The sequence below is a fragment of the Siphonobacter sp. SORGH_AS_0500 genome (assembly GCF_031453245.1).
Lineage (GTDB): Bacteria > Bacteroidota > Bacteroidia > Cytophagales > Spirosomataceae > Siphonobacter.
In genome coordinates this window covers 3,036,563-3,056,634 of the sequence record NZ_JAVIYT010000001.1, presented here as the reverse complement: position 1 = coordinate 3,056,634, position 20,072 = coordinate 3,036,563, and the positions used below count along the sequence as shown (strand labels likewise).

Genomic DNA, 20,072 nt, shown 5'->3' with positions numbered 1-20,072 from the left:
GGATTAGTAAGTGCCCAGGGCAAACATCGTTGGTTTTTTATGTAAATCGGGCTTTTGCTGTTGCCACTGTTTAATGGTTAGCGTTCGGAGTAACTCATCTTCCGCCGTGAGGTTACTGCCGAGGCATAACAGCGTATGGGGCTGGCAAGTCCGTAACAGATCGTCAAATAAGGCTCCATTTCGATAAGGCGTTTCCATAAAAAGCTGGGTCTGGCCGCTTTGGGCTTTCTTTTCCAGCTCCCTGATTCGTTTCGAACGTTCGCCTTTATCAATCGGTAAATAACCGTGAAAGGTGAACGACTGCCCATTGAAACCCGAACCCATCAGCGTTAATAAAATGGACGACGGCCCTACCAGTGAAGTAACCCGAAGGCCATTCTCGTGAGCTAGTCCAACAGCTACCGCTCCCGGATCGGCAATGCCGGGGCAACCCGCTTCCGAGAGAATGCCCGCATCTTTCCCCAACTTGAGTAAGTCTTTTACCTGTTGCTGCGTTTGTGCTCGCGGTGTGTCCTTGTGTAACTCAAAAAAAGTAAGCTCGTCTATTTTTCGTCCGGTTTTCAGTTCAGAGATAAATCGACGGGCTGTTCGCAGGTTTTCAACGAAGAAAATATCCGTGCGGCTAATTACTTCCCGAATCTGTGGACTCAATACCGTCTCTGCCGTTTCGGGAGCTAGTACGGTGGGTAATAAAAACAAAGTTGGTTGCGTTTCTTCTGCCATCATTAACCCCGGATAAATTTCATCACTGCTTCAATAAACGCCTGCGGTTGCTCGGCCTGTACCCAGTGGCCCGCTCCGGCTATGGTTTCAATGCGAACGTCCGTGAAAATGCGGCGAATTTCCTTCTCATCTTCGTCGGTAATGTAAGACGATAGAGCCCCTTTCAGGAACAGAACGGGTTTGGTAATCGTCCGAATGCCGCTCAATTCACCGCCCACGGTTTCAATTTCCCGGGTTAATACGGGCAGATTCAGCCGCCAGCTAAAGCCGCCATTTTCTCCACGAGCGAGGTTTTTCAGAATAAAATTCCGGGTGCCGGGGTGATCTTCGTATTGCGTAAAGAACATCTCCGCTTCCTGCCGACTTTTCATGGCCGCCAGCGGCATCAGATTCATGCCTTTGAGAATGCTGGTGTGATGAACGGGGTAGAAGCGGGGAGCAATATCCACCACCACCATTTTCTGCCAGGTATCGGGGTAGTTCATGGCGTACTGCATAACGGTTTTGCCACCCATCGAATGCCCAATCAGGATAGGATTGGTAATCTGCTGGTCGTTGAGAAACTCCTGTAGATCTTCGGCCATTTCTTGGTAACCGAAGTCATCACTCCAGGGCGAGCGGCCATGATTTCGCTGATCCAGCATAAAAACCCGGAAACCCAGGTCGGCTATTTGTTTGCCCACGGTCAGCCAGTTATCAGCCGAGCCAAAAACTCCATGCAATATCACGATGGCGGGGCCAGTCTCGCCCGCTTGCCGAAAGAACAATTTCATAGGTACTGAAGTCTGTTTCTGGAATTTTCTGAAAAAATTCCGGGTTAACTATACAACTTTTGCGGACAAAGTTATCCACGCGAAGCCAATCCTTCGTAAACTTGCCGAGGATTACCGTATTCATAGAGAAAATTTCGAGGTCTTAGCGAGTGAAGAACGGTCTTCTCTGAATACTGATCACCACACATGAGTCTTTCCATTCAACAAATACAAGCCCCCATCGATGCCGAAATGAAGGCATTCGAGGGAAAATTTCGTGATTTCATGAAAAGCGACGTCATGTTGCTGGATCAAATCATGAATTATATCGTTCGGCGGAAGGGGAAGCAGATCAGGCCCATGTTCGTTTTTCTGGCGGCCGGCGTTTGCGGAACTATTAACGATTCAAGCTATCGCGGAGCCGCTTTAATTGAGCTGGTTCACACGGCCACGCTCGTACACGATGACGTAGTCGACGATTCGAATTACCGTCGGGGTTTCTTTTCCGTGAAAGCTCTCTGGAAAAATAAAATCGCCGTTCTGGTCGGGGATTACCTGCTGTCCAGAAGTTTGATGCTGGCGGTCGATCACGAGGACTTCGATTTTCTAAAACTCATTAATCAGACGGTGAAGGAAATGGCTGAAGGGGAGTTAATGCAGATAGAGAAAGCCCGTCGCCTGGACATTTCAGAAGATATTTACTTTGAAATCATTCGTCAGAAAACGGCTACTTTAATTGCTTCCTGTTGTGCCGTCGGAGCCCGTTCAGTGGGAATGACGATGGACATTGTGAACCGGATGCGTCTCTTCGGAGAAAAAGTAGGCATTGCGTTTCAGATCAAGGATGATTTATTCGATTATGGCGATGCTGAAATCGGGAAACCCGTGGGAATTGATATCAAGGAAAAGAAAATGACCTTACCGCTCATTTTTGCCTTGAATCAGGCCGACTGGTTTACCAAACGCCGGATTATAAACATGATCAAGAACGATTCTGAGAATCCGAAGAAAGTGGCCGAAGTGATTGATTTTGTGAAGAAATCGGGGGGCATCGAATACGCCACGCAGGTAATGAAACGCTATGTAGATGAAGCTCTTGAAATTTTAAAGGAATTTCCGGTTAATCCTTTTAGTGAATCCCTGAAAAATCTGGTTCAATTCACAATTGAGCGGACGAAATAATAAAAAAGCTCCCGGACCAATCTAGCCGGGAGCTTTTTTAATGAAGGAGAATTAGTCGGGAATAAAGGTAAAATCAGCAACTCCAGTAAATAGATCCGTAGCTATATTATCCGTAGGAAATACCGATTCTGTTGTCGTCGATGTAATGGATTTGGATTGCTTTTGCAGGATGGTTACGTTACCCATAGTGAAAGGCATAAAACTTTCTCCTCCGGTTTTTTTAATGATATAGTAAGGTTTGTTTACGTTTCCGCTTAGCGTATTGACGCTGATAAGGTATTTTTTAGTGGCATCCGTAATTTCAAGCGGATCAATGGAGGCCATTACCATCTTTTCCGGAGTAGAAATTTCAATGCTCTTCTGACGTAAGGATGTTTTTGTAGCCACATCCCACACCGTTACGACATAGGTACCCGTTTGAGGCAATTTACATCCGATTTCAGTAATTTTCCCCGGCACATTCCCCGTAAACACATACCCTACTTCCCAGCGGCCTGTAGTGAAATTTGTAGTCGTGAGATCCGTTCGTTTCAGGAACGTTTCCATGGGCCTTTCGGCTGGTTTGCTAGGTTTAGCGTCTTCTCCTTTTTTGCAACCTGTAGCCAGTACAACCAGTACCAGACCTACAATGGTAATCATAGCTTTCATCTTATGTTGAAGGTTTTTTGAATGAACAGGTACAAAGGTCAGACTTCGGCAGATCGTTGGAAATCCCCTATTTTAGGGACAAAGACTAAGGAGTTGCAGAAATTACCGGGGAGCTATAAAGGAGGTATACTTATTTTGAATGTATCTTTCGAAGATTTCTAATCTATCTTCATTATCTATCACAACCATGATCAAACGTAACGCAACAGCCGTCTGGAAAGGCACCGGCAAAGAAGGTTCAGGAGTAGTATCTACCGCAAGTACGGTATTAAACGAAACCCAATATTCATTTAATACGCGTTTTGAAGACGGAGTGGGAACGAATCCTGAAGAACTCATTGCAGCCGCTCACGCGGGTTGTTTTGCCATGAAACTCAGCTTCGACCTGAACGCAGCCGGTTTCACCGCTGACGAGATCAACGCGAAGGCTACCGTTGTGCTGGACCCCTCTAAAGGAGAAGTAACGGAAAGTAATATCGTATTGACGGCTAAAATTCCGAATATCAGTGAAGAACAGTTTCAGGAAATTGCGGCTGGAGCCAAAGCTAACTGCCCGATTTCTAAGTTATTGAACGCTTCTATCTCACTTGACGCTACGCTGGCATAAGCTGCCTGACTCTTTAGTTTGCGGAATAACGGCTCTGAAAAAGAGAATCGTTATTCCGCATTTTTTTAATAGTATTTTTGTGTTTAGGGAGATTGTATAAAGGAAAGTTTAGAGTAGAGTCTCCGCTGCCAGCTTTTCTGCTGGCAGCCAAACTAAGGGGCATGGAGTAGGTGCTGCCAGCGAAAAAAGCTGGCAGCGGCATGGCGATGATTTTCTTGTGGAGAGAAACAGAAAGGAAAGTTTGAAGTCTCCGCTATCGGAGTAGCCCTTTGTGTGGTTAAAAAATGAAAAGCAGGTATCGGTTGGCTGCTGCCAGCGTGGCCCGGCCAGCTTTTCCCTTAGAAGAACAATGGGTTTGGTTCTCGAACTGAAAACTGCAAACTAAAAACAGTAAACGGATAAAATGGCGATTAGTAAAGAATTGAAAGCGGCGGTGTTAAGTATGACGCGGGAGGAAAAAGACAAGCTGTTGGTGCGTTTGATTAACAAACACAAAGACTTGCAGGAACAGCTACAGTTTCAGTTGATTGAAGGGGGAGAAACCGTGCAGGAACGTCGCGATGCCATTCAGAATACGATTGATCGTCTCTACAAATTAGAACCCGATTCATCGGGTTGGTTAATGATGGATATGCGGAAAATACATTCCATGATTACCTATCACGTGAAGATTACGAAGGATAAATACGGCGAAATAGAACTGGTGTTGTATCTTTTGAATCAATGCTTTGAAAAACAGCTACCTTACGTTCAGAAATACACATCCAAAACGGATGGCATTGCTGAATACATCGCTAAAAGGACCGAAGCCGTTTTGAAGAAAATTCCCAAACTGCACGAAGATATTCAGTTTGAGTTCATGGAAGAGGCGAATGCTTTACTCGAACGGGTCCATACATACGCTCCGGCAACTTATGCCAGGCAATTGGGGTTACCGAAGCGTATAGAAGTCAGTTAAAGATCCGTTTCTTTTTTGCGTTTGCGATGGAGGTAACGATCATAAACGTACTGAATAATGCCGTCCTTTAAACCCAGATCCGGCACCATAATTTCTTTGGCACCTGACCAACGCATGGCTGACAGGTAAATCTCTGAAGCGGGGACAATAACGTCCGCCCGGTCGGGGTTGAGTTGCAGTTTATTGATCCGGTCTTCCAGCGTATACGACGCAATGTGCGTTTTAATCCGCTCCAATTCTTTAATGTCCATGCTTACCGGAGAAAGCCGGGTTTCAGAAAGATTAAAGAGCTTATTGATGTTTCCACCCGTTCCGATGGCGATCAATTCGCTTTGGTTGGGATCGATATTATCCAGAATCCAGCGTTTCATTTTATCCCAATCCGATTTCTGTTCTTTGCCTTCCAGCAAACGAACCGACCCAATTTTGAACGAACGGCTGGTCACTTTCGCCCGATTAACGTATAAATTAAGCTCGCTGGAACCACCCCCCACATCGACGTGGAGGTAGTTTTTATCCGAAGCCAGCGACTGTACCACTACATTATTAATTAGCTCGGCCTCTTTTGTACCGTCAATAATCTGGATTTTCATGTCTAACTGACCTTCAATCCGCGTAACAATATCCAGCGAGTTACTGGCTTCCCGCATGGCTGAGGTGGCACAGATCATGTAATCTTTGCACTCGTGCAGTTCCATCAGCAACTTGAACGAATGCAGCATTTTATAGAGGCGTACTTCGCCTTCGGCACTGATCGAGCCGGTATTAAACACATCCATTCCCAAACGCAGGGGGAAACGCACGTATTCTACTTTCTTAAAGGTTAAAACGCCTTCATTATCAAGGACTTTTGAAATCTGTAGTCGAGCGGCGTTCGAGCCAATATCAATGGCTGCTATTTTCATGCGTAATCGTTTTCAGTGATAGGAATTATATAGGTTAACCTGGAGATTCGGCTTAGTGTTTTTAAGCAAAAAGGCTTTCCTCAAACCTAATCAAACATTAATCGTTCTCCAACCTTTTTAGTATCGTTCAATCAAATATCGGCGTTCACAAACCTGGAACCTTGTTTTAGGGTCGAGAAATTTTCCCGAAAACTTCGATAGATGGTAATGTTGGTTCGTCCGAATCTGGGCGATTTTTACCCCTGCTTTCCGAAGCTGAGCTAAGCCTTCAGCATCGGTCATGACCCATCGGCTGGTTGGTAACTGGCCTGGTGGAAGGGGTGGGTGAATCTTCTGCGTATAAAAATCGAAGGTATAACTATAGATGTTATAGAACTCAAACGAATCCAGAATGGCGGGTTCTTTACGAGTAGACTGGGCAAACTGATAGCCCGCATCGTAATTGAATAACTGCGGGTAACCATTCGCATTCAGAGCCATAAAGGTAATGGTTGCTCCCGCGACGCAAACGCTGATGAGCCGTAAAAACAGAGGCGATTGCCGGAGACTCAAAAACAAAATCACTCCGGCGACCGTAGCTGCTACCACCTGGTTTATCACGCCCGGAATGGGAAAGTAATAGGTGTTGATGTAAGTGACCATGCCGAGCATGAGCACTACGACCAGACACTGAAAGTAAAACACCCAGCGAATGTGTTTGCTGGGCAGGTCGAACAACTGTCCGCTGAGCTGAAGAGCTAGGTAAGGAAACAGCAGGTTAAGGTAATGCGGAAGTTTGTATTGAGCCATCGATAGGATGATCATCATCAGAATGATGATACCCGGTGTCAGAACTTCTTTGAGATTTTTATAAGCAATTAGACTGCGAATCAGGCTCCAATAATTTAGAAAAGCCCAGGGCAGTCCGGCCCATAATAAGGTGTGCAGAAAAAAGTAAGGATCGTTACTGCCCGTGCCGCCCCAAGCTTCGCCCTGAAAACGCTCAATGCTCTGCCCCAGCAGTATGAATTTAATTCCTGAAATACCTGTCATTCCCCGGATTACTTTCTCAGGATGCAGGTCAAATTGCTGGTAAAAAGCGTATAATACCGGGCTGATGAAGATCAGAAAGAAAACCCCCATTAGTAACCATTTCCATTGCAAAAGGGCTTTCCAGTTTTTTTCAAAGAGTAACTGCATTCCTACGGCCATTAGTGGCATCGCTACGCCAATGCCGCCTTTGGTGGAAAAGCCCAGAGCCATGCCAAAGGCCGCTGCCATGGCAAATCCCAGGCTTTGGGTTCGTACAAAAGCCATCAGTGTCCAGATCGAAAAGACGATGTAGGCCGTTAGCATGGCATCCATCCGTACATCCTGATTAGCCAGAAACTGAGCAAAGTAAGTCGCGTAAATCAAAGCGGCCAGTTTTCCGACGTTCTCGCTGTAAAGCAGCTTTCCTAAGCGGTAAGTGGAATAAAATCCGAGAATGGAAGCGAGTAAAGAAGGGAATTTATAAGCAAAGGTACTGACGCCAAACAATTTAAACGAAGCAGCTGATAACCAGAATAATAAATGCGGCTTGTCCAGGTAATCTTTCCCCCGGTCGATTAGACTGATAAAGTCGTCAGTTTCGAGCATATGCAGGGCAATCAGGGCGTGGTGAGCGGGGTCGGCATCATAGATCGGGACGAAAAGTCCGATGATATAAACGGCCGCGATGGCCAGCCACATAATGCCGTAAATGGGTCCCGAAAGCAGGCGGTCGGTATTCATAGAGGATCAATCAGAGAGGAAACTTCAAAAATAGGGCTAGAACCTCATTAGTCAAGCGTCGCGTTAGCGGGTTGATTGGGCAGGGATACCAAAGCTCCGGCTAAAGAACTCAAGGCGTTAATCAGAAAAAAGAGCAAACTGGCTAATACCGCCTGATCAGATTCGATGGGTAAATAATTCGCTGCTTCCAGAAAAACAAACTCCCGAACGCCGATGCCTCCGACGGTTAAGGGCAACACCGAAGCTAGCGAAGAGCCTAGAAAGATCAGTCCATATTCGATCCGGGCGTTCTGCACACCCATGGATTCAAGCAAGCATAACAGGACGATCATCTGTAAAGACTGAAGTAAAATGGATAACAGGAAAGTCCGTAAGTAGACCCCGGTAAACTTTTTGAAAAATAGCCAGTAAATCATCCAGCCTCCCATAAAGACGACTAACGCAAATCCCGCTAGAAAAAGCGATGGAAAGGGTAAGACTGCGGCTACCCAGGGACTGAATCCGGCTAGGGTAAGGGCAAGAAAGGTAATAGCGACCAATCCACTTCCCCGATCCAGTAATAAAGCCGAGAGTAATAATCGGTAATCGGACTGATGGCGTTTGCGGAGTAACCAGACTTTATACCCATCACCGCCAATCCCTCCCGGCAAAAACAGATTAAAGAACATGCAACGGTAATAAAGCTGAATCAGAAAGGAAAAAGGTTCTTGGATGGGTACTACTTTCAGATGTTCTCCCATGCGAAGCGTACTAGTAAGCTGGGAGGCATTATAAATCAGAAAAGCCAGCAGAATCCAGCCCCAGTGAGCCCGCTGGAGCAACGGTAGGGTCTTGTCCCAGTCGATCTGGTACGCGAGCCATCCTAAAGCCGCCGTTGTGAGGACGAGCTTCAGGATGGTAGTAAGTGTAGTTTTTTTCAAAGGGAAACAACTTCAGAAGAACGGGAATAGATTTCGCGGACGAGGTAAGTCGATTTATTACCCGTTTCGTAATAGGTTCGCATCATCATTTCAGCCATAAATCCAAAGGTAATAATCTGTAAACCACCTAATATCATAACCACGGCAACGGTTAGCAAAGGACGATTGCCAATGTTTTCGCCACTAATTTTTACTCCAGCTAAATAAAGGCTGATTAAAGCTCCCGCGAAGAAAGTCAGGATTCCAACCGGACCAAACAGGTGCATGGGTTTGCGGAAGTATTTCTGGAAGAAGACCATCAGTAATAAATCCGACATGACCTTAAAGGTGCGACCTAAGCCGTATTTAGATTTCCCAAATTGCCGGGCGTGGTGCCGAACGGGCATTTCCTGCATCCGGGCTCCCTGCATGGCGGCCAGCACGGGAATGAAGCGATGTAACTCACCGTATAAGCCCAGGTTCTGGGCAATCTGGCGTTTGTAAATCTTTAACGTGCAACCGTAATCATGCAGGTAGACACCCGTCATGCGACGAATGAGAGCATTGGCGATTTTACTGGGAATTTTACGTAAGACCATCCCGTCCTGCCGATTGGCCCGCAGTCCGGCAACTACGTCCAGATTTTCTTTTTGCAGTTTTTCCAGCATGAGGGGAATGTCAGCGGGATCATTCTGTAAATCACCGTCGAGGGTAACCACATAGGGTCCCAGAGCCTGAGCGATACCCGCCGCCATGGCGGTGGTCTGTCCGTAATTTTTATTAAGCACAACCAGCTTCACCTGTTCATCCGCGTATTGCTTGATCCGGGCAACGGTAGCATCGGTTGATCCATCGTCCACCAGAATTAGCTCATAGGAAAGACCCGTCATGGCTTCGCGAACGCGGCTCAGCAGGGGCTGAACATTATCTTCTTCGTTTAATAAGGTGATTACCAGCGAAAGTAAAGGACTAGACATGTAGAGTATAGAGTTTCGAGTTGGTTAGTTTTGAGTTAATGAAGGATTACCAGGACAAAGGGACTTCCCTGTGGAAGCGTAACCCTAAACTCAAAACCCACAACTCCAAGACGCTTATATTGTTAAATGGGGCAAAGCCGTTTTCCATTGAACGAATTCCCGGAGACCATCTTCGAGGCTTACCGTCGGTTCATAACCCAGGAGTTGCCGTGATTTGGTTAAGTCTGCGTAGGTTTGGGAAACGTCGCCGGGTTGTTCTTCTTTATGTTCGTAAATCGCTTCCCGACCAAGGGCTATCTCCAGTGAAGAAACGAGTTTTCGTAGCGTAACGGGCTTTCCAGAAGCTAAATTAAAAGATTCAAAACCAGATCCTTCGTACTGAAGAGCCCGTTCAATACCAGTAATAATGTCGCTGATGTGGGTGTAATCCCGCTGGGAGCTGCCGTCGCCGTAGAGTACAATGGGCTGAGCGTTGAGAATCAGATCGGTAAATTTATGAATGGCCAGGTCGGGCCGCTGACGGGAGCCATATACGGTGAAAAACCGTAGGGCTAAAAACTGAATTCCGTGTAAGTGAGCGTAGGTGCGTCCCAGCATTTCTCCTGAAATTTTAGAAGAAGCATAAGGACTAATGGGTTGTAAATCCGTATCCGTTTCTTTCCAGGGTACATTTGGATTCTCCCCATAAATGCTTGAAGAGGAGGCGTATATGAATTTCTTAACCGACAAGGTTCGAGCAATCTCCAGCATGGAAAGGGTACCCATGACGTTGGTATCGTAATACTCTTTTGTCGAGTGAATGCTATTCCGAACGCCCGCTTTGGCTGCTAGGTGAATGATGGCTTCAAACCGCTGACTCTGAAGGATTTTAGTAAGGTAATTTTGATGCGTAACAGGAGCCTCAATTAATTGAAAATGAGGGTGCTGGCTAATAGCCTGGAGGTTAGCCTGCTTTTGAGAAGAGCTATAGAAATCGTCGAAGTTATCAATAATAGTAACGGCGGTATCTGGCGTAGACAGTAGTCGCTCGGCAAGGTGACTACCTATAAATCCTGCTCCTCCCGTAATCAGAAAATGTTTCATGGTTTTCTGGGATTTGAGACCAATCGATTCGGATTAGCTTCGTCTCAGCATGGAAGGCTAAAGAAACGGTAAGTTACAATTCTTTACGACGTTTTCAGCCTTTTCTGCGGACGAATGAATAAGGTCCGGGTACGTTCATCGGTTCAGTCCAATGGTGAAGGGCATGAGTACCCCTTCAAACAGTAGGATTAAACGATTTATGAACTAGTATTCCGGAGATTTCTTTAATAAAATCGTGGTGGGGGTTTCGAAAAGGTCACGCTTTCGGATGACTTCCTGTAACTGTTCGAACTCATCCAGTTCGGATAGAAATTCAGTTCGGGAAATAACCATGACGGACGGATGTACTTGCAACGCATTTTGCAAAGCCTCGGGCGTTTGCATCACTTCAACCGGGCGATTGAGATAAAACACATACGCCGGATTGAATTGTTTATAAGCAATGACTTTTTGCTCGGGCCCGATGAGCTGAATGGTCTGACTCACCGGATTTTCCCGATCAATAATAGGATAAGCCAGCTGGAAAAACAGAATGGCTGTAACAATGAATGAACCCGTTAGAGCCATGATTGTTCGATTCAACTGATGATGCCGGAAGCGATACCAGGCGGCGGCGGCTCCCAGGGGGAACGTCAGAAAAATGAATGCCCAGCCCGCCAGATGCGATACCACCGGATCGAGTCGAAGTCCCAGATAAAAAGCAATGGGTAATAAAGCCGCGAGTACGATGTATACGATCAGCGAAGGGCGAAGTGATTTCCAGAGTGATTCCTGCTCCAGAACTGTATCCAGAAAAGCCCCGATCAGGAAGGCAACAAAGGGATAACTCGGCACCGTGTAATTGAAAAGTTTGGTACCGGAAAAGCTGAAAAACCCAACCACTACCATAGCCACACTCAGGGCAAATGCCAGCACCTCCTGCTGTCTTCGCTGCTTCCAGGCCGAGTAAATGGCCTGTGGAAGAAAGACGGAAAAAGGTAACAATCCAATCAATACATACAGGGGTGTAACCAGAAAAAATCCGCCGTGCCCTTCCATGGGTGCCTGAAAACGGCTGAGGTTATGTTTCAGAAAAAAGCCTTCTGTCCAGGCTCCGCCGGTTGCCTGATGCACGCTTAAATACCAAGGTAAAGTAAGGACTAAAATGAGTATAATGCCCGGTAAAAGCTTCATTTGCAGGAGGTAGCCGAGTTCTTTTCGCATGAAGAGAAACAGGCCTCCGGAAAGTCCTACGAGTACCAACGCAATTGGACCTTTGGTTAACACGCCCAAACCCAAGGCCAGATACATAAGCCAGATCCAGCGGGAAGATTGAAAAGACTGATCAAGCTTTCGATACCATTCAAAAAAAGAAACCCAGGCTAAGGTCAGGAAAAAAATCAGGTAAGGATCGGGAACGGCCATTCGAAATTGAACGCCAATGTGCAGGGAGGCCAGTAGGACCAGAGCAGTAATCCAGGCCGTTCGCGGATTTCGGTTTCGCCAGGCGAAGAAAAAGGTTAATAGAATGGTACCGACCCCGGCAAGAATAGACCCCAACCGGGCAGAGAATTCGCTTACGCCGAAGAGGTGGTAGCTGCTCATCATCACCCAGTAATGCAGAGGCGGCTTATCCGTGCGAAGTTCGTCATTAAAGGTCGGGACAATCCAGTTATGATGCTCAAACATTTCGCGGGCACATTCGGCGTTTTTGGCCTCATCGAGCGAATAGAGCATGAGTTTATTGGTTCCCAGTGAAAGCAATAGGAAGCTGAAAATCCCCAGTACAACCAGAGATTTTGATAAAGTAAAGGTTTTCATGGCAAGGGACGCTAGGTCCGAAAATCCTCAGTATTAACTCATTAAAGCTGAATAAGAGGAGGGTGAGGACGTGAAACTAGAAACAGACTGATTCTGGCGGAATTCATTTACCAGGTCACCAACGGTAATGATGTGACGGAGAGAAGGATTCGCCAGCTCAACGCCCAAAACGTGTTCTACTTCGTTCGTTAACTCTCGTAATTCGGCATCAGTCAGTCCAAAATCCTGCTGAAAAGAATGTTGGAGACGGATGGTGCGGGGGGCGTACACGTAGAAACTTTTGCGAAACAGCGTACGCAGAACAGAGATGATCTGTCCCTGGAGGGGGTCAATAATAGTTTTCATGGCATAGCCCGTTCGGGCATCATTAAGGTACTACGGATAATAAAACTAATTCATAAGGTGCATAAGTATAGATCGGGGTTGCATTAACATAGGTTTAGATTTTTCGACTGATTTTGTATTTTGGTCGAAAATGAGGTAAAAAAAAGGAACGCTATTCAAGCCCTTTTCCGAGGATGTCGATCATTAAATCCAGTTTAGTATCTAAATCAGGATTCTCATCAAACATCAGAATATCAATTTCGATCCCGCGTAAGGCACTTAAAATCACGTGGGATAATAAGCTTAAATCCGCCCGGTGACGTTCGTGGATCTCCTTTCTTTCAATACCGAAAGTAATGATTCCTTCAAATAAATTGATTTCCCGGCTACTGAATAAATTCCGGCAGGAATCAATAACCGAGCGATTGCACTGCACTTCCGCGGACAGCGTCCGGTAAAGATTCATCTTTTTGTGAAGGGCAATAATCTTGGTCTGCGTAACGGCTTTGAATTTTTCCCGGGTAGTAGTGGCCTGTTCGCAGGCTTTTTCCATCAGGGTAAAGACATCACTCATTTCTTTGAATAATACAGCTTCAAAGATTTCTTCCTTGCTGGCAAAGTAATAATACAGTGTACTCTTTCCCTTGCCCATTGCCTTGGCAATGTCTTCCATCGTGGTTTTGTTCAAACCATATTGTTGAAAGATTTTCTGAGCGGCTTCCATAATGGAAGCTTTAATCTGCTCATCTTTAAGGAGGAGTGCAGTCATTTCGACTAAAAACGTTTTACGGTCTAAAAGTGGGACTTAGTTTTTAATTGACCTAATTTTTTTGCACTTTTTTGGAGACTGTCTAAAAATAAGTAAGCTCTCCACTTCGGGAGAACCGTTGGGGGAAGAAATTATGCTAAAATCTGTCGTAGAGAGCGAAGCGGAGGAGCTTATTGGGTTGCTTCCCCGGATGAAATCCGGGGACAACCCGAGGACACGGTTGGTAATTGAGACCATTTCATACCTGAAGGATATTTATCATGAATCAGCGTCTGTCATTCAGAGCGAAGCGAAGAATCTTATGATCTTTTTCGAGCTCGTTAGGTCAGGCGTTAACTTAACTAAGCTAGACCCGTTCTACAGCAGCACTCTCTCTTCGTTCGAGAGGTCAGTTAAGGGATAATGACTGGTGCGAAATTCCATCTCGTTACTGCTCTAGGGTGTGAAAATAAAAAAACCGGTCTCTGTGCAGAAACCGGTTTTTAAGGGAATCATTCCTATCTAGACAGACATAATATCCACCTCTTTGGCCAGAAATACCTGATCAATTTTGGCTACGTATTTATCCGTTAATTTCTGCACGCGATCTTCGCCTTCCTTCACGGCATCTTCAGCAACACCATCTTTCGTCAGTTTTTTGATGCTGTTATTGGCATCCTGACGGGCGTTACGAATATTAACCTTCGCCGTTTCGATTTCCGCTTTTACGCGTTTAACCAGATCACGACGACGTTCTTCCGTTACGGGAGGAATACTGATGCGAAGAACTTCTCCGTCATTGGCGGGAGAAAAACCAAGGTTCGAGTTGCGGATAGCCCGATCAATGTCGTTCACCATCTTCTTTTCGAAGGGCTTAACTGTGATCGTCCGGGCATCGGGGGTAGTAATGGAAGCCACGTTTTGCAGCGGGCTGGGAACACCGTAGTATTCTACCATAACGCCTTCGAGCATCGCTGGTGACGCCTTTCCTGCCCGTATTTTACTTAATTCAATGTTCAGGTGCTTCATAGCCCCTTCCATTGTTTCTGTCGCAGCTTCGAGATAAAACTCTATTTCGTCCATTGCGGAGATAGTATGATGTTACGTGTAATACCGTTTCAGGAGAAATTGATCCTCCAGAAAATCTGAAATCAATTATGAAATAAGCGTTCCTACTTCCTGACCCATGATGAGGTTATGCAGGTTGCCAGGCTTATTCATATCAAAAACGACGATTGGAAGTTTGTTTTCGCGGCATAAAGCAAACGCTGCTAAGTCCATTACTTTCAGATCTTTCGCGATTACTTCGTCGAAACTTACACTGTTGTAACGCGTTGCCGTAGTGTCTTTCTCGGGATCAGCCGTATACACGCCATCCACACGAGTTCCTTTCAGAACGACATCGGCTTTAATTTCGATGGCCCGGAGGCTGGCCGCTGAATCCGTAGTGAAATAGGGGTTACCCGTTCCCGCACCGAAGATGACGATACGACCTTTTTCAAGGTGACGCATGGCCCGGCGGCGAATCAGAGGCTCGCAGATTTGCTCCATTTTCACGGCTGACATCAGACGCGTGAACAAACCTACTTTCTCCAGAGCAGCCTGCACGGCCATTCCGTTGATGACGGTGGCCAGCATACCCATGTAATCACCCTGCACACGATCCAGACCAGTGGCTTCGAGTTCTTTTCCGCGGAAGATGTTTCCTCCTCCTACGACAATAGCTACTTGAACACCGAGATCAGCGATACGTTTTACTTCCTGGGCGTATTGTTCAAGAATGGATGAATCAATGATTTTGTCCGACTTCTTTTCGCCGCTGAGGGCTTCTCCACTTAGTTTGAGTAAAATTCGCTTGTACTTCGGCGTTTCCATAAAGGCAGTTTTTGGGTCGCTAAGTTAAGGCGTAGGCTGCCAGAAAGGCAAAGCTCTATTCAATTTTCTTTACGACGTGCTAAAAAATGTGAGGATAGTTAAGTTAGGTATTGGCGGGTTCCTAATGAGGGTTAAACGCTTTTAATTTTCGGGGTGGAATTCACCAGATAAACCCCAAACAAGATGATAGCCATGCCCACAAAATGCTGAGCCTGAATCTGTTCATGGTCGATTACACCCCAGGCTACGGCAATGATGGGCATTAAGTACGTGACTGAACTCACAAAAACGGGCCCGGTAAGCTGAAGTAACTGATTGTAAAAAATCATCGCTATACCCGAGCCAACGAGTCCTAACGTGACTGCCGCCGCAAAAGACCAGCCCGCATGGGCTTCCTCGAAACGATGAACAAAATCAGTCTGAAATAAAAAGGCTGCCGCCAGCGGAGCAACGGTAACGAAGGTAATGCCGGTTAATATAAAGGGTTTTAAATCAGATAAATACGTCTTTAATAAGTGCGGATTAATCCCATAAAGAACCGTCGCCAGTATCACCAGTAGCGAATAATAATTGAACGTAATGGCTCCCTTATTTCCGCTTAGGGTTATTAAAATACAGCCTATTAATCCTAATGCTAAGCCAATGACTTGCCGGGAAGTCATTTTCTGTTTGAAAAACAGGAAGCCAATGATCAGTACGAAAAGGGGGGTAAAGGCGTTCAAAATTCCGACGAGTGAGCTATTCATGTGCATAACCGCAAACGAGAACAGATACGCCGGGATAAAGCTACCGACCATTCCGCACACGAAACCCCAGAACCATTGCTTCGCCGTAGGCAGGTTATTGACCTGAGTAAGCAGAATAGGCACAAAAAAAGCTCCGGCTGCCAGTAAGCGAAACGAAGCAATTTGAATACCTGAAAATGTGTGAAGGGCCTGTTTCATCAAAATAAACGAGCTGCCCCAGGTCAGAGCGAGTCCCATTAAGATAACCCAGGCAATAGGAGGAGTAGATTTTTGCATAAATTTTTCAGTTAGGTTAATGACGGAATTGTACTCTTGTTCTGGATTCATAATCCAGTGGTAAATTTTAGGTGGCAGTCATTCGGCTTTGCCGAACGACTGCCACCTAAAATTTAAAAGTAGATCGGATGCTGCCGCTGCCAGCGTGGCCCGGCCAGCTTTTTCGCTGGCAGCATTAATTAGGTGATCCACACTAATCTTGTTATTAGCTAGTCTTTACGGATAACCAATCCAAAAGAGCAGCAAAACAGCTAATGGTAAACTAGTAACTAACTTCAACCGCGTGAGCAGCGGAGATTTCGTGTAAAATCTCATCTACTTCAGCGAAAGTCTCTACTAATACCAGACGGCTGCGGAATGATTTTGCTCCCTCGATGCCTTTGAAATAACTGGCGTAATGTCTCCGCATTTCCAGAATGCCCAGCCGCTCGCCTTTCCAGCGAACCGAAAACTCTACGTGCTGACGACATACTGCTACCCGGTCGGCAATGGTTGGTGGAGCAAGCATTTCACCCGTTTTCAGGTAATGCTTGATTTCGTTAAAAATCCAGGGGTAACCAATACTGGCCCGGCCCACCATAATTCCGTCTACGCCGTAACGGTTTTTATACTCCAATGCTTTTTCAGGACTGGAAATATCACCATTCCCGAAGATCGGAATTTTAATACGGGAGTTATCCTTAATCTTGCCAATCAGTGTCCAGTCGGCATCACCTTTGTACATTTGCACGCGGGTACGACCGTGAATGGTAAGAGCCTGAATGCCAATGTCTTGTAGGCGTTCCGCTACCTCTTCAATGTTCTTGGTGGAGTCATCCCAGCCCAGACGGGTTTTTACCGTTACGGGTAAATGCGTGGCCTTCACCACCGCCTCCGTCATGCGAACCATTTTGGGAATATCCTGTAATAAAGCGGCTCCGGCTCCGCGACAGGCGACCTGTTTTACGGGGCAACCGTAGTTAATGTCGATGAGGTCGGGAGAAACTTCGGTAGTAATTTTCGCACATTCGGCCATCGTATCTACGTCCGAACCGAACAACTGAATCCCGATGGGGCGTTCGTATTCGAAAATATCGAGCTTCTGACGGCTCTTGGCTGCGTCGCGAATCAGTCCTTCGCTGGAAACGAATTCCGTATACATTAGATCGGCACCACCGGACTTACATACGGCCCGAAATGGAGGGTCACTCACGTCTTCCATCGGAGCCAATAGTATCGGAAATTCGCCTAATTCAATATCTTTGATCTTTACCATTCGAGTGGAGGAAATAACCGGAGCTACGGTTTATGAAATAAGAGTAAAAGAAAAGACCTTATTTCGTATCCGCTCCGTCTTATTGGATGCGTCTTGATTTTACAAAATTACATGGAAATGCTTGAATCCCCTGATCGTCCAGCCAGACGATTTTCACCTGTGGCCAGTTTATTGATACTTTTTGGCTTGATGGTGGTATTAAGTGCCGTTTCACAAATCGCCCTAATTTACCCGCTGGTCAAATGGCTAACGGGAGCAGACTTATCCGCGGCGGGCACGTCCTTATTTACCAATCCTACCGCTTACCCGCACAGCTGGGCCGCCATGATGCTTATGCAGGGCATCAATTCATTATTCAGTTTCACTTTAACGGCTCTTATTTATTGGTATCTGATTGAGAAACGCAACATCGTTTTTATAGAAAAAGGTTCGCCGGACCCTTTGATTTGGGCGGCAGTTTTGGTGCTGGTCATTAGTTACATTCCTTTCAATAGCCTGATTTTCGAATGGAACCAGAAACTTCCCTTACCCGAATGGATGGTCAATAGCGAAAAACAGCTCGAAACATTAACGAAGTTTTTAACCCAGTTTCCTGATTTTCTACACTTTATAGTGGGGCTTTTTGTCATTGCGGTATTGCCCGCTTTAGGAGAAGAATTACTATTTCGGGCTACGTTACAGAAACTCTTCCAACGCTGGTGGGGAAGTCCACACCTGGCCGTTTGGCTGGCAGCGGCTATTTTTAGTGCCTATCATATGCAGTTCATGGGATTTTTTCCCCGTATGATTCTCGGAGCCATGTTTGGTTACCTGTACCTCTGGTCGCGAAACCTCTGGATTCCTGTGTTTGCCCATTTTGTTAATAATGGTTTTGTGGTATTGATGATCTACCTGCGGGGGCAAAAGCTGGTAGATATTGACGTAGAAAACAACGAATCCATTCCGCTGACTTCGGCACTGGTTTCGGGAGTGATTGCTCTGTCGTTAATGCGAATCATTTATACCCGATTGAAACCCCAAATCCCGGAAGCCTGAGAAAGTATTTCACCCGGAAACCACCAAAGGCATTCGCCCTGCGCTACTTTTGTCAGAATTAAGGAAATGGAATCCCATAAACAAAGCTGATTACTCGTCCGTTTTACCTGTAAATCTTTTATCATTTGGAAGGCTGGGTTAAAATATATGAGTCCTTTATGCCCTGGCGAGTAGAGCTCGTCAAGGGTTGGTTATTGGATGAATATCAAATCGATGGGGTAGTTTTAAGCAAGCAGGATAGTTCCTACTTATGGGGACATTGCGAGCTTCACGTTCCGGTACAGGATGCGGCTTTTGCCGAATTTATCATTAAGCATGAGGAAAAAAATACAGACACGACTGAGTAGTTATTCAAACCTTGGTCAACGGGTTATTACCGCCATCATCGGGGCTGCCCTGATGATTTTTGGCATTTACTGGAGCGAGTGGTCTTACCTGGTTTTATTCGTGCTCATCGGTGGGTTAAGTCAACTGGAGTTCTATCGGCTGGTCGGTCTGGACGACATCGCACCGCTGAAGTATTACGGCACAGGTGTGGGCGTATTCATGAATATTCTGACGTTCCTGATTGAAAAGCATTACCTGCATTTTGAGTTATACTTCCTGCTTTCGCCGCTTTTTACGCTTATTTTCTTTATTAAGCTGTACAAGAAAAACGAAATCAAGCCTTTTACTAATATTGCCTATACATTCCTGGGAATCATCTACGTAGCCATCCCTTTCGCCTTGATTACGGTTATTGCCCTGCTAGGAGGAACGTACAGTTACGAGCGGGTTTTGGGTTGTCTATTCCTGTTATGGGCGAGTGATTCAGGAGCGTATTTCGCCGGAACTAAGTTTGGCCGGACGAAGCTTTTTGAACGGGTGTCTCCTAAAAAATCCTGGGAAGGGAGTTTCGGTGGAGCCGTTACCGCAATGGTTGTCGCCTATATTCTTTCACAGACCTACGCGGATTTGAATCCCTGGCAATGGTACTGGATAGCCGCCGTTATTGTAGTGGCCGGAACGTATGGCGATCTGGTTGAATCGCTTTTCAAACGCAGCATTCAGATCAAGGATTCAGGATCAGTAATACCCGGTCACGGTGGTTTTCTGGATCGCTTCGATGGCTTGTTACTTTCCGCTCCGTTCATTGTTACGTTTCTGAAAGTTTTTGAATAGCATCCGAGTATTTCTCTATAAAGACGCCAGATTTGGCGTCTTTTTTATTTAGTGGCTAAATTCGCCTTTTTGAGATGGTTTAGCATCCGAAGTGGGAGACGCCATACAGGAACGTCTTTACGTTTGAAATCAAAATAGGAATCTTCATGGCAAGGGACGGCCTTAGGAAAATTCGGCTTTTCGGTGGCGAGTGGTGAGAATTCTCAGGCAGCTTTCGAACGGATTTACCTTTGGTCTCCTCTGTGTTCCGTTCATCACGCACACTTGAACTTCGGCCTTTAAATTTCCGGTTTCATCTACGTATTTCCCCGTTAGTCCCAAAAAGCAGAAGCCTCACGTAGGATCGGACTATCTTTCCTAAACGTC

General features: G+C 46.0%; 21 protein-coding genes. 6 read left to right on the top strand and 15 right to left on the bottom strand.

Annotation, left to right across the window (positions count from 1 at the left end; all coding sequences use genetic code 11):
- Positions 1-3 precede the first annotated feature (3 nt).
- The gene (locus tag QE357_RS12965) at positions 4-726 is read right to left on the bottom strand and encodes an SAM-dependent methyltransferase (protein WP_309708028.1); all 723 of its coding nucleotides are present in this window, start codon (positions 724-726) and stop codon (positions 4-6) included.
- A complete protein-coding gene (locus tag QE357_RS12960; RefSeq protein ID WP_309708025.1) occupies positions 726-1,496 on the bottom strand; it encodes an alpha/beta fold hydrolase in 771 nt (256 codons plus the stop codon). Before QE357_RS12960 ends, QE357_RS12965 begins: the two co-directional genes overlap by 1 nt.
- 186 nt (positions 1,497-1,682) lie before the next feature.
- Here QE357_RS12960 and QE357_RS12955 point away from each other — a divergent pair, with 186 nt between their 5' ends.
- The gene (locus QE357_RS12955) at positions 1,683-2,657 is read left to right on the top strand and encodes a polyprenyl synthetase family protein (protein WP_106637811.1); all 975 of its coding nucleotides are present in this window, start codon (positions 1,683-1,685) and stop codon (positions 2,655-2,657) included.
- Between the two features lie 51 nt (positions 2,658-2,708).
- Here QE357_RS12955 and QE357_RS12950 read toward each other — a convergent pair whose 3' ends face one another.
- Positions 2,709-3,305 carry a DUF4082 domain-containing protein gene (locus QE357_RS12950; protein WP_106637812.1) on the bottom strand — a complete coding sequence of 199 codons (597 nt, stop codon included), beginning with the start codon at positions 3,303-3,305 and terminating at the stop codon, positions 2,709-2,711.
- A gap of 187 nt (positions 3,306-3,492) precedes the next feature.
- On the opposite strand from QE357_RS12950, the gene QE357_RS12945 reads away from it, so the two are divergent.
- Both QE357_RS12945 and QE357_RS12940 read left to right on the top strand, forming a co-directional pair.
- Positions 3,493-3,912, top strand: coding sequence for an OsmC family protein (locus QE357_RS12945; protein ID WP_309708021.1), 420 nt, complete (start codon positions 3,493-3,495; stop codon positions 3,910-3,912).
- Between the two features lie 403 nt (positions 3,913-4,315).
- Entirely contained in the window at positions 4,316-4,870 is a 555-nt protein-coding gene (locus QE357_RS12940) for a hypothetical protein (RefSeq protein ID WP_106637813.1), read from the top strand.
- Here the strand turns inward: QE357_RS12940 and QE357_RS12935 are convergent.
- The 12 genes from QE357_RS12935 to dusB form a co-directional block, all read right to left on the bottom strand.
- Positions 4,867-5,775: a Ppx/GppA phosphatase family protein gene (locus QE357_RS12935; RefSeq protein WP_106637814.1), complete on the bottom strand. Its 909-nt coding sequence runs from the start codon at positions 5,773-5,775 to the stop codon at positions 4,867-4,869. The two genes, QE357_RS12940 and QE357_RS12935, sit on opposite strands and share 4 nt — an antisense overlap.
- Before the next feature lie 117 nt (positions 5,776-5,892).
- Positions 5,893-7,527, bottom strand: a complete 1,635-nt coding sequence (locus QE357_RS12930) for a glycosyltransferase family 39 protein (protein WP_309708015.1) — start codon at positions 7,525-7,527, stop codon at positions 5,893-5,895.
- 47 nt (positions 7,528-7,574) lie between these two features.
- Complete coding sequence (locus QE357_RS12925) at positions 7,575-8,447, bottom strand: lysylphosphatidylglycerol synthase transmembrane domain-containing protein (protein WP_309708012.1); 873 nt, start codon at positions 8,445-8,447, stop codon at positions 7,575-7,577.
- The gene (locus QE357_RS12920) at positions 8,444-9,403 is read right to left on the bottom strand and encodes a glycosyltransferase family 2 protein (RefSeq protein WP_307143360.1); all 960 of its coding nucleotides are present in this window, start codon (positions 9,401-9,403) and stop codon (positions 8,444-8,446) included. The genes QE357_RS12925 and QE357_RS12920 overlap by 4 nt, the downstream gene beginning before the upstream one ends.
- 114 nt (positions 9,404-9,517) lie before the next feature.
- Positions 9,518-10,486, bottom strand: a complete 969-nt coding sequence (locus QE357_RS12915; protein ID WP_309708008.1) for a GDP-mannose 4,6-dehydratase — start codon at positions 10,484-10,486, stop codon at positions 9,518-9,520.
- 204 nt (positions 10,487-10,690) lie between these two features.
- Positions 10,691-12,286 carry a glycosyltransferase family 39 protein gene (locus QE357_RS12910; RefSeq protein WP_309708005.1) on the bottom strand — a complete coding sequence of 532 codons (1,596 nt, stop codon included), beginning with the start codon at positions 12,284-12,286 and terminating at the stop codon, positions 10,691-10,693.
- A gap of 33 nt (positions 12,287-12,319) precedes the next feature.
- Positions 12,320-12,631: a hypothetical protein gene (locus tag QE357_RS12905; protein ID WP_106637820.1), complete on the bottom strand. Its 312-nt coding sequence runs from the start codon at positions 12,629-12,631 to the stop codon at positions 12,320-12,322.
- A 151-nt stretch (positions 12,632-12,782) separates the two neighbouring features.
- Positions 12,783-13,379 carry a TetR/AcrR family transcriptional regulator gene (locus QE357_RS12900; protein ID WP_106637821.1) on the bottom strand — a complete coding sequence of 199 codons (597 nt, stop codon included), beginning with the start codon at positions 13,377-13,379 and terminating at the stop codon, positions 12,783-12,785.
- 501 nt (positions 13,380-13,880) lie between these two features.
- Positions 13,881-14,441, bottom strand: coding sequence for a ribosome recycling factor (gene frr / locus QE357_RS12895; protein ID WP_106637823.1), 561 nt, complete (start codon positions 14,439-14,441; stop codon positions 13,881-13,883).
- Between the two features lie 72 nt (positions 14,442-14,513).
- Positions 14,514-15,233 carry a UMP kinase gene (gene pyrH, locus QE357_RS12890; RefSeq protein ID WP_106637824.1) on the bottom strand — a complete coding sequence of 240 codons (720 nt, stop codon included), beginning with the start codon at positions 15,231-15,233 and terminating at the stop codon, positions 14,514-14,516.
- Positions 15,234-15,364: 131 nt separating this feature from the next.
- Positions 15,365-16,255, bottom strand: a complete 891-nt coding sequence (locus QE357_RS12885) for a DMT family transporter (RefSeq protein WP_309707998.1) — start codon at positions 16,253-16,255, stop codon at positions 15,365-15,367.
- Positions 16,256-16,517: 262 nt separating this feature from the next.
- Positions 16,518-17,510, bottom strand: a complete 993-nt coding sequence (gene dusB / locus QE357_RS12880; RefSeq protein WP_106637826.1) for a tRNA dihydrouridine synthase DusB — start codon at positions 17,508-17,510, stop codon at positions 16,518-16,520.
- 117 nt (positions 17,511-17,627) lie between these two features.
- On the opposite strand from dusB, the gene QE357_RS12875 reads away from it, so the two are divergent.
- From QE357_RS12875 to QE357_RS12865, 3 genes are all read left to right on the top strand, one after another.
- A complete protein-coding gene (locus QE357_RS12875) occupies positions 17,628-18,545 on the top strand; it encodes a CPBP family intramembrane glutamic endopeptidase (RefSeq protein ID WP_309707991.1) in 918 nt (305 codons plus the stop codon).
- 158 nt (positions 18,546-18,703) lie between these two features.
- Entirely contained in the window at positions 18,704-18,892 is a 189-nt protein-coding gene (locus QE357_RS12870) for a hypothetical protein (protein WP_106637828.1), read from the top strand.
- Positions 18,861-19,706, top strand: coding sequence for a phosphatidate cytidylyltransferase (locus tag QE357_RS12865; protein WP_106637829.1), 846 nt, complete (start codon positions 18,861-18,863; stop codon positions 19,704-19,706). The genes QE357_RS12870 and QE357_RS12865 overlap by 32 nt, the downstream gene beginning before the upstream one ends.
- Positions 19,707-20,072 lie beyond the last annotated feature (366 nt).

What these genes read in the sequence shown, in the direction of transcription:
- QE357_RS12965 (WP_309708028.1), bottom strand. Translation starts at nt 726, where the DNA reads ATGATGGCAGAAGAAACGCAACCAACTTTGTTTTTATTACCCACCGTA.
- QE357_RS12960 (WP_309708025.1), bottom strand. Translation starts at nt 1,496, where the DNA reads ATGAAATTGTTCTTTCGGCAAGCGGGCGAGACTGGCCCCGCCATCGTG.
- QE357_RS12955 (WP_106637811.1), top strand. Translation starts at nt 1,683, where the DNA reads ATGAGTCTTTCCATTCAACAAATACAAGCCCCCATCGATGCCGAAATG.
- QE357_RS12950 (WP_106637812.1), bottom strand. Translation starts at nt 3,305, where the DNA reads ATGAAAGCTATGATTACCATTGTAGGTCTGGTACTGGTTGTACTGGCT.
- QE357_RS12945 (WP_309708021.1), top strand. Translation starts at nt 3,493, where the DNA reads ATGATCAAACGTAACGCAACAGCCGTCTGGAAAGGCACCGGCAAAGAA.
- QE357_RS12940 (WP_106637813.1), top strand. Translation starts at nt 4,316, where the DNA reads ATGGCGATTAGTAAAGAATTGAAAGCGGCGGTGTTAAGTATGACGCGG.
- QE357_RS12935 (WP_106637814.1), bottom strand. Translation starts at nt 5,775, where the DNA reads ATGAAAATAGCAGCCATTGATATTGGCTCGAACGCCGCTCGACTACAG.
- QE357_RS12930 (WP_309708015.1), bottom strand. Translation starts at nt 7,527, where the DNA reads ATGAATACCGACCGCCTGCTTTCGGGACCCATTTACGGCATTATGTGG.
- QE357_RS12920 (WP_307143360.1), bottom strand. Translation starts at nt 9,403, where the DNA reads ATGTCTAGTCCTTTACTTTCGCTGGTAATCACCTTATTAAACGAAGAA.
- QE357_RS12915 (WP_309708008.1), bottom strand. Translation starts at nt 10,486, where the DNA reads ATGAAACATTTTCTGATTACGGGAGGAGCAGGATTTATAGGTAGTCAC.
- QE357_RS12910 (WP_309708005.1), bottom strand. Translation starts at nt 12,286, where the DNA reads ATGAAAACCTTTACTTTATCAAAATCTCTGGTTGTACTGGGGATTTTC.
- QE357_RS12905 (WP_106637820.1), bottom strand. Translation starts at nt 12,631, where the DNA reads ATGAAAACTATTATTGACCCCCTCCAGGGACAGATCATCTCTGTTCTG.
- QE357_RS12900 (WP_106637821.1), bottom strand. Translation starts at nt 13,379, where the DNA reads ATGACTGCACTCCTCCTTAAAGATGAGCAGATTAAAGCTTCCATTATG.
- frr (WP_106637823.1), bottom strand. Translation starts at nt 14,441, where the DNA reads ATGGACGAAATAGAGTTTTATCTCGAAGCTGCGACAGAAACAATGGAA.
- pyrH (WP_106637824.1), bottom strand. Translation starts at nt 15,233, where the DNA reads ATGGAAACGCCGAAGTACAAGCGAATTTTACTCAAACTAAGTGGAGAA.
- QE357_RS12885 (WP_309707998.1), bottom strand. Translation starts at nt 16,255, where the DNA reads ATGCAAAAATCTACTCCTCCTATTGCCTGGGTTATCTTAATGGGACTC.
- dusB (WP_106637826.1), bottom strand. Translation starts at nt 17,510, where the DNA reads ATGGTAAAGATCAAAGATATTGAATTAGGCGAATTTCCGATACTATTG.
- QE357_RS12875 (WP_309707991.1), top strand. Translation starts at nt 17,628, where the DNA reads ATGCTTGAATCCCCTGATCGTCCAGCCAGACGATTTTCACCTGTGGCC.
- QE357_RS12870 (WP_106637828.1), top strand. Translation starts at nt 18,704, where the DNA reads ATGCCCTGGCGAGTAGAGCTCGTCAAGGGTTGGTTATTGGATGAATAT.
- QE357_RS12865 (WP_106637829.1), top strand. Translation starts at nt 18,861, where the DNA reads ATGAGGAAAAAAATACAGACACGACTGAGTAGTTATTCAAACCTTGGT.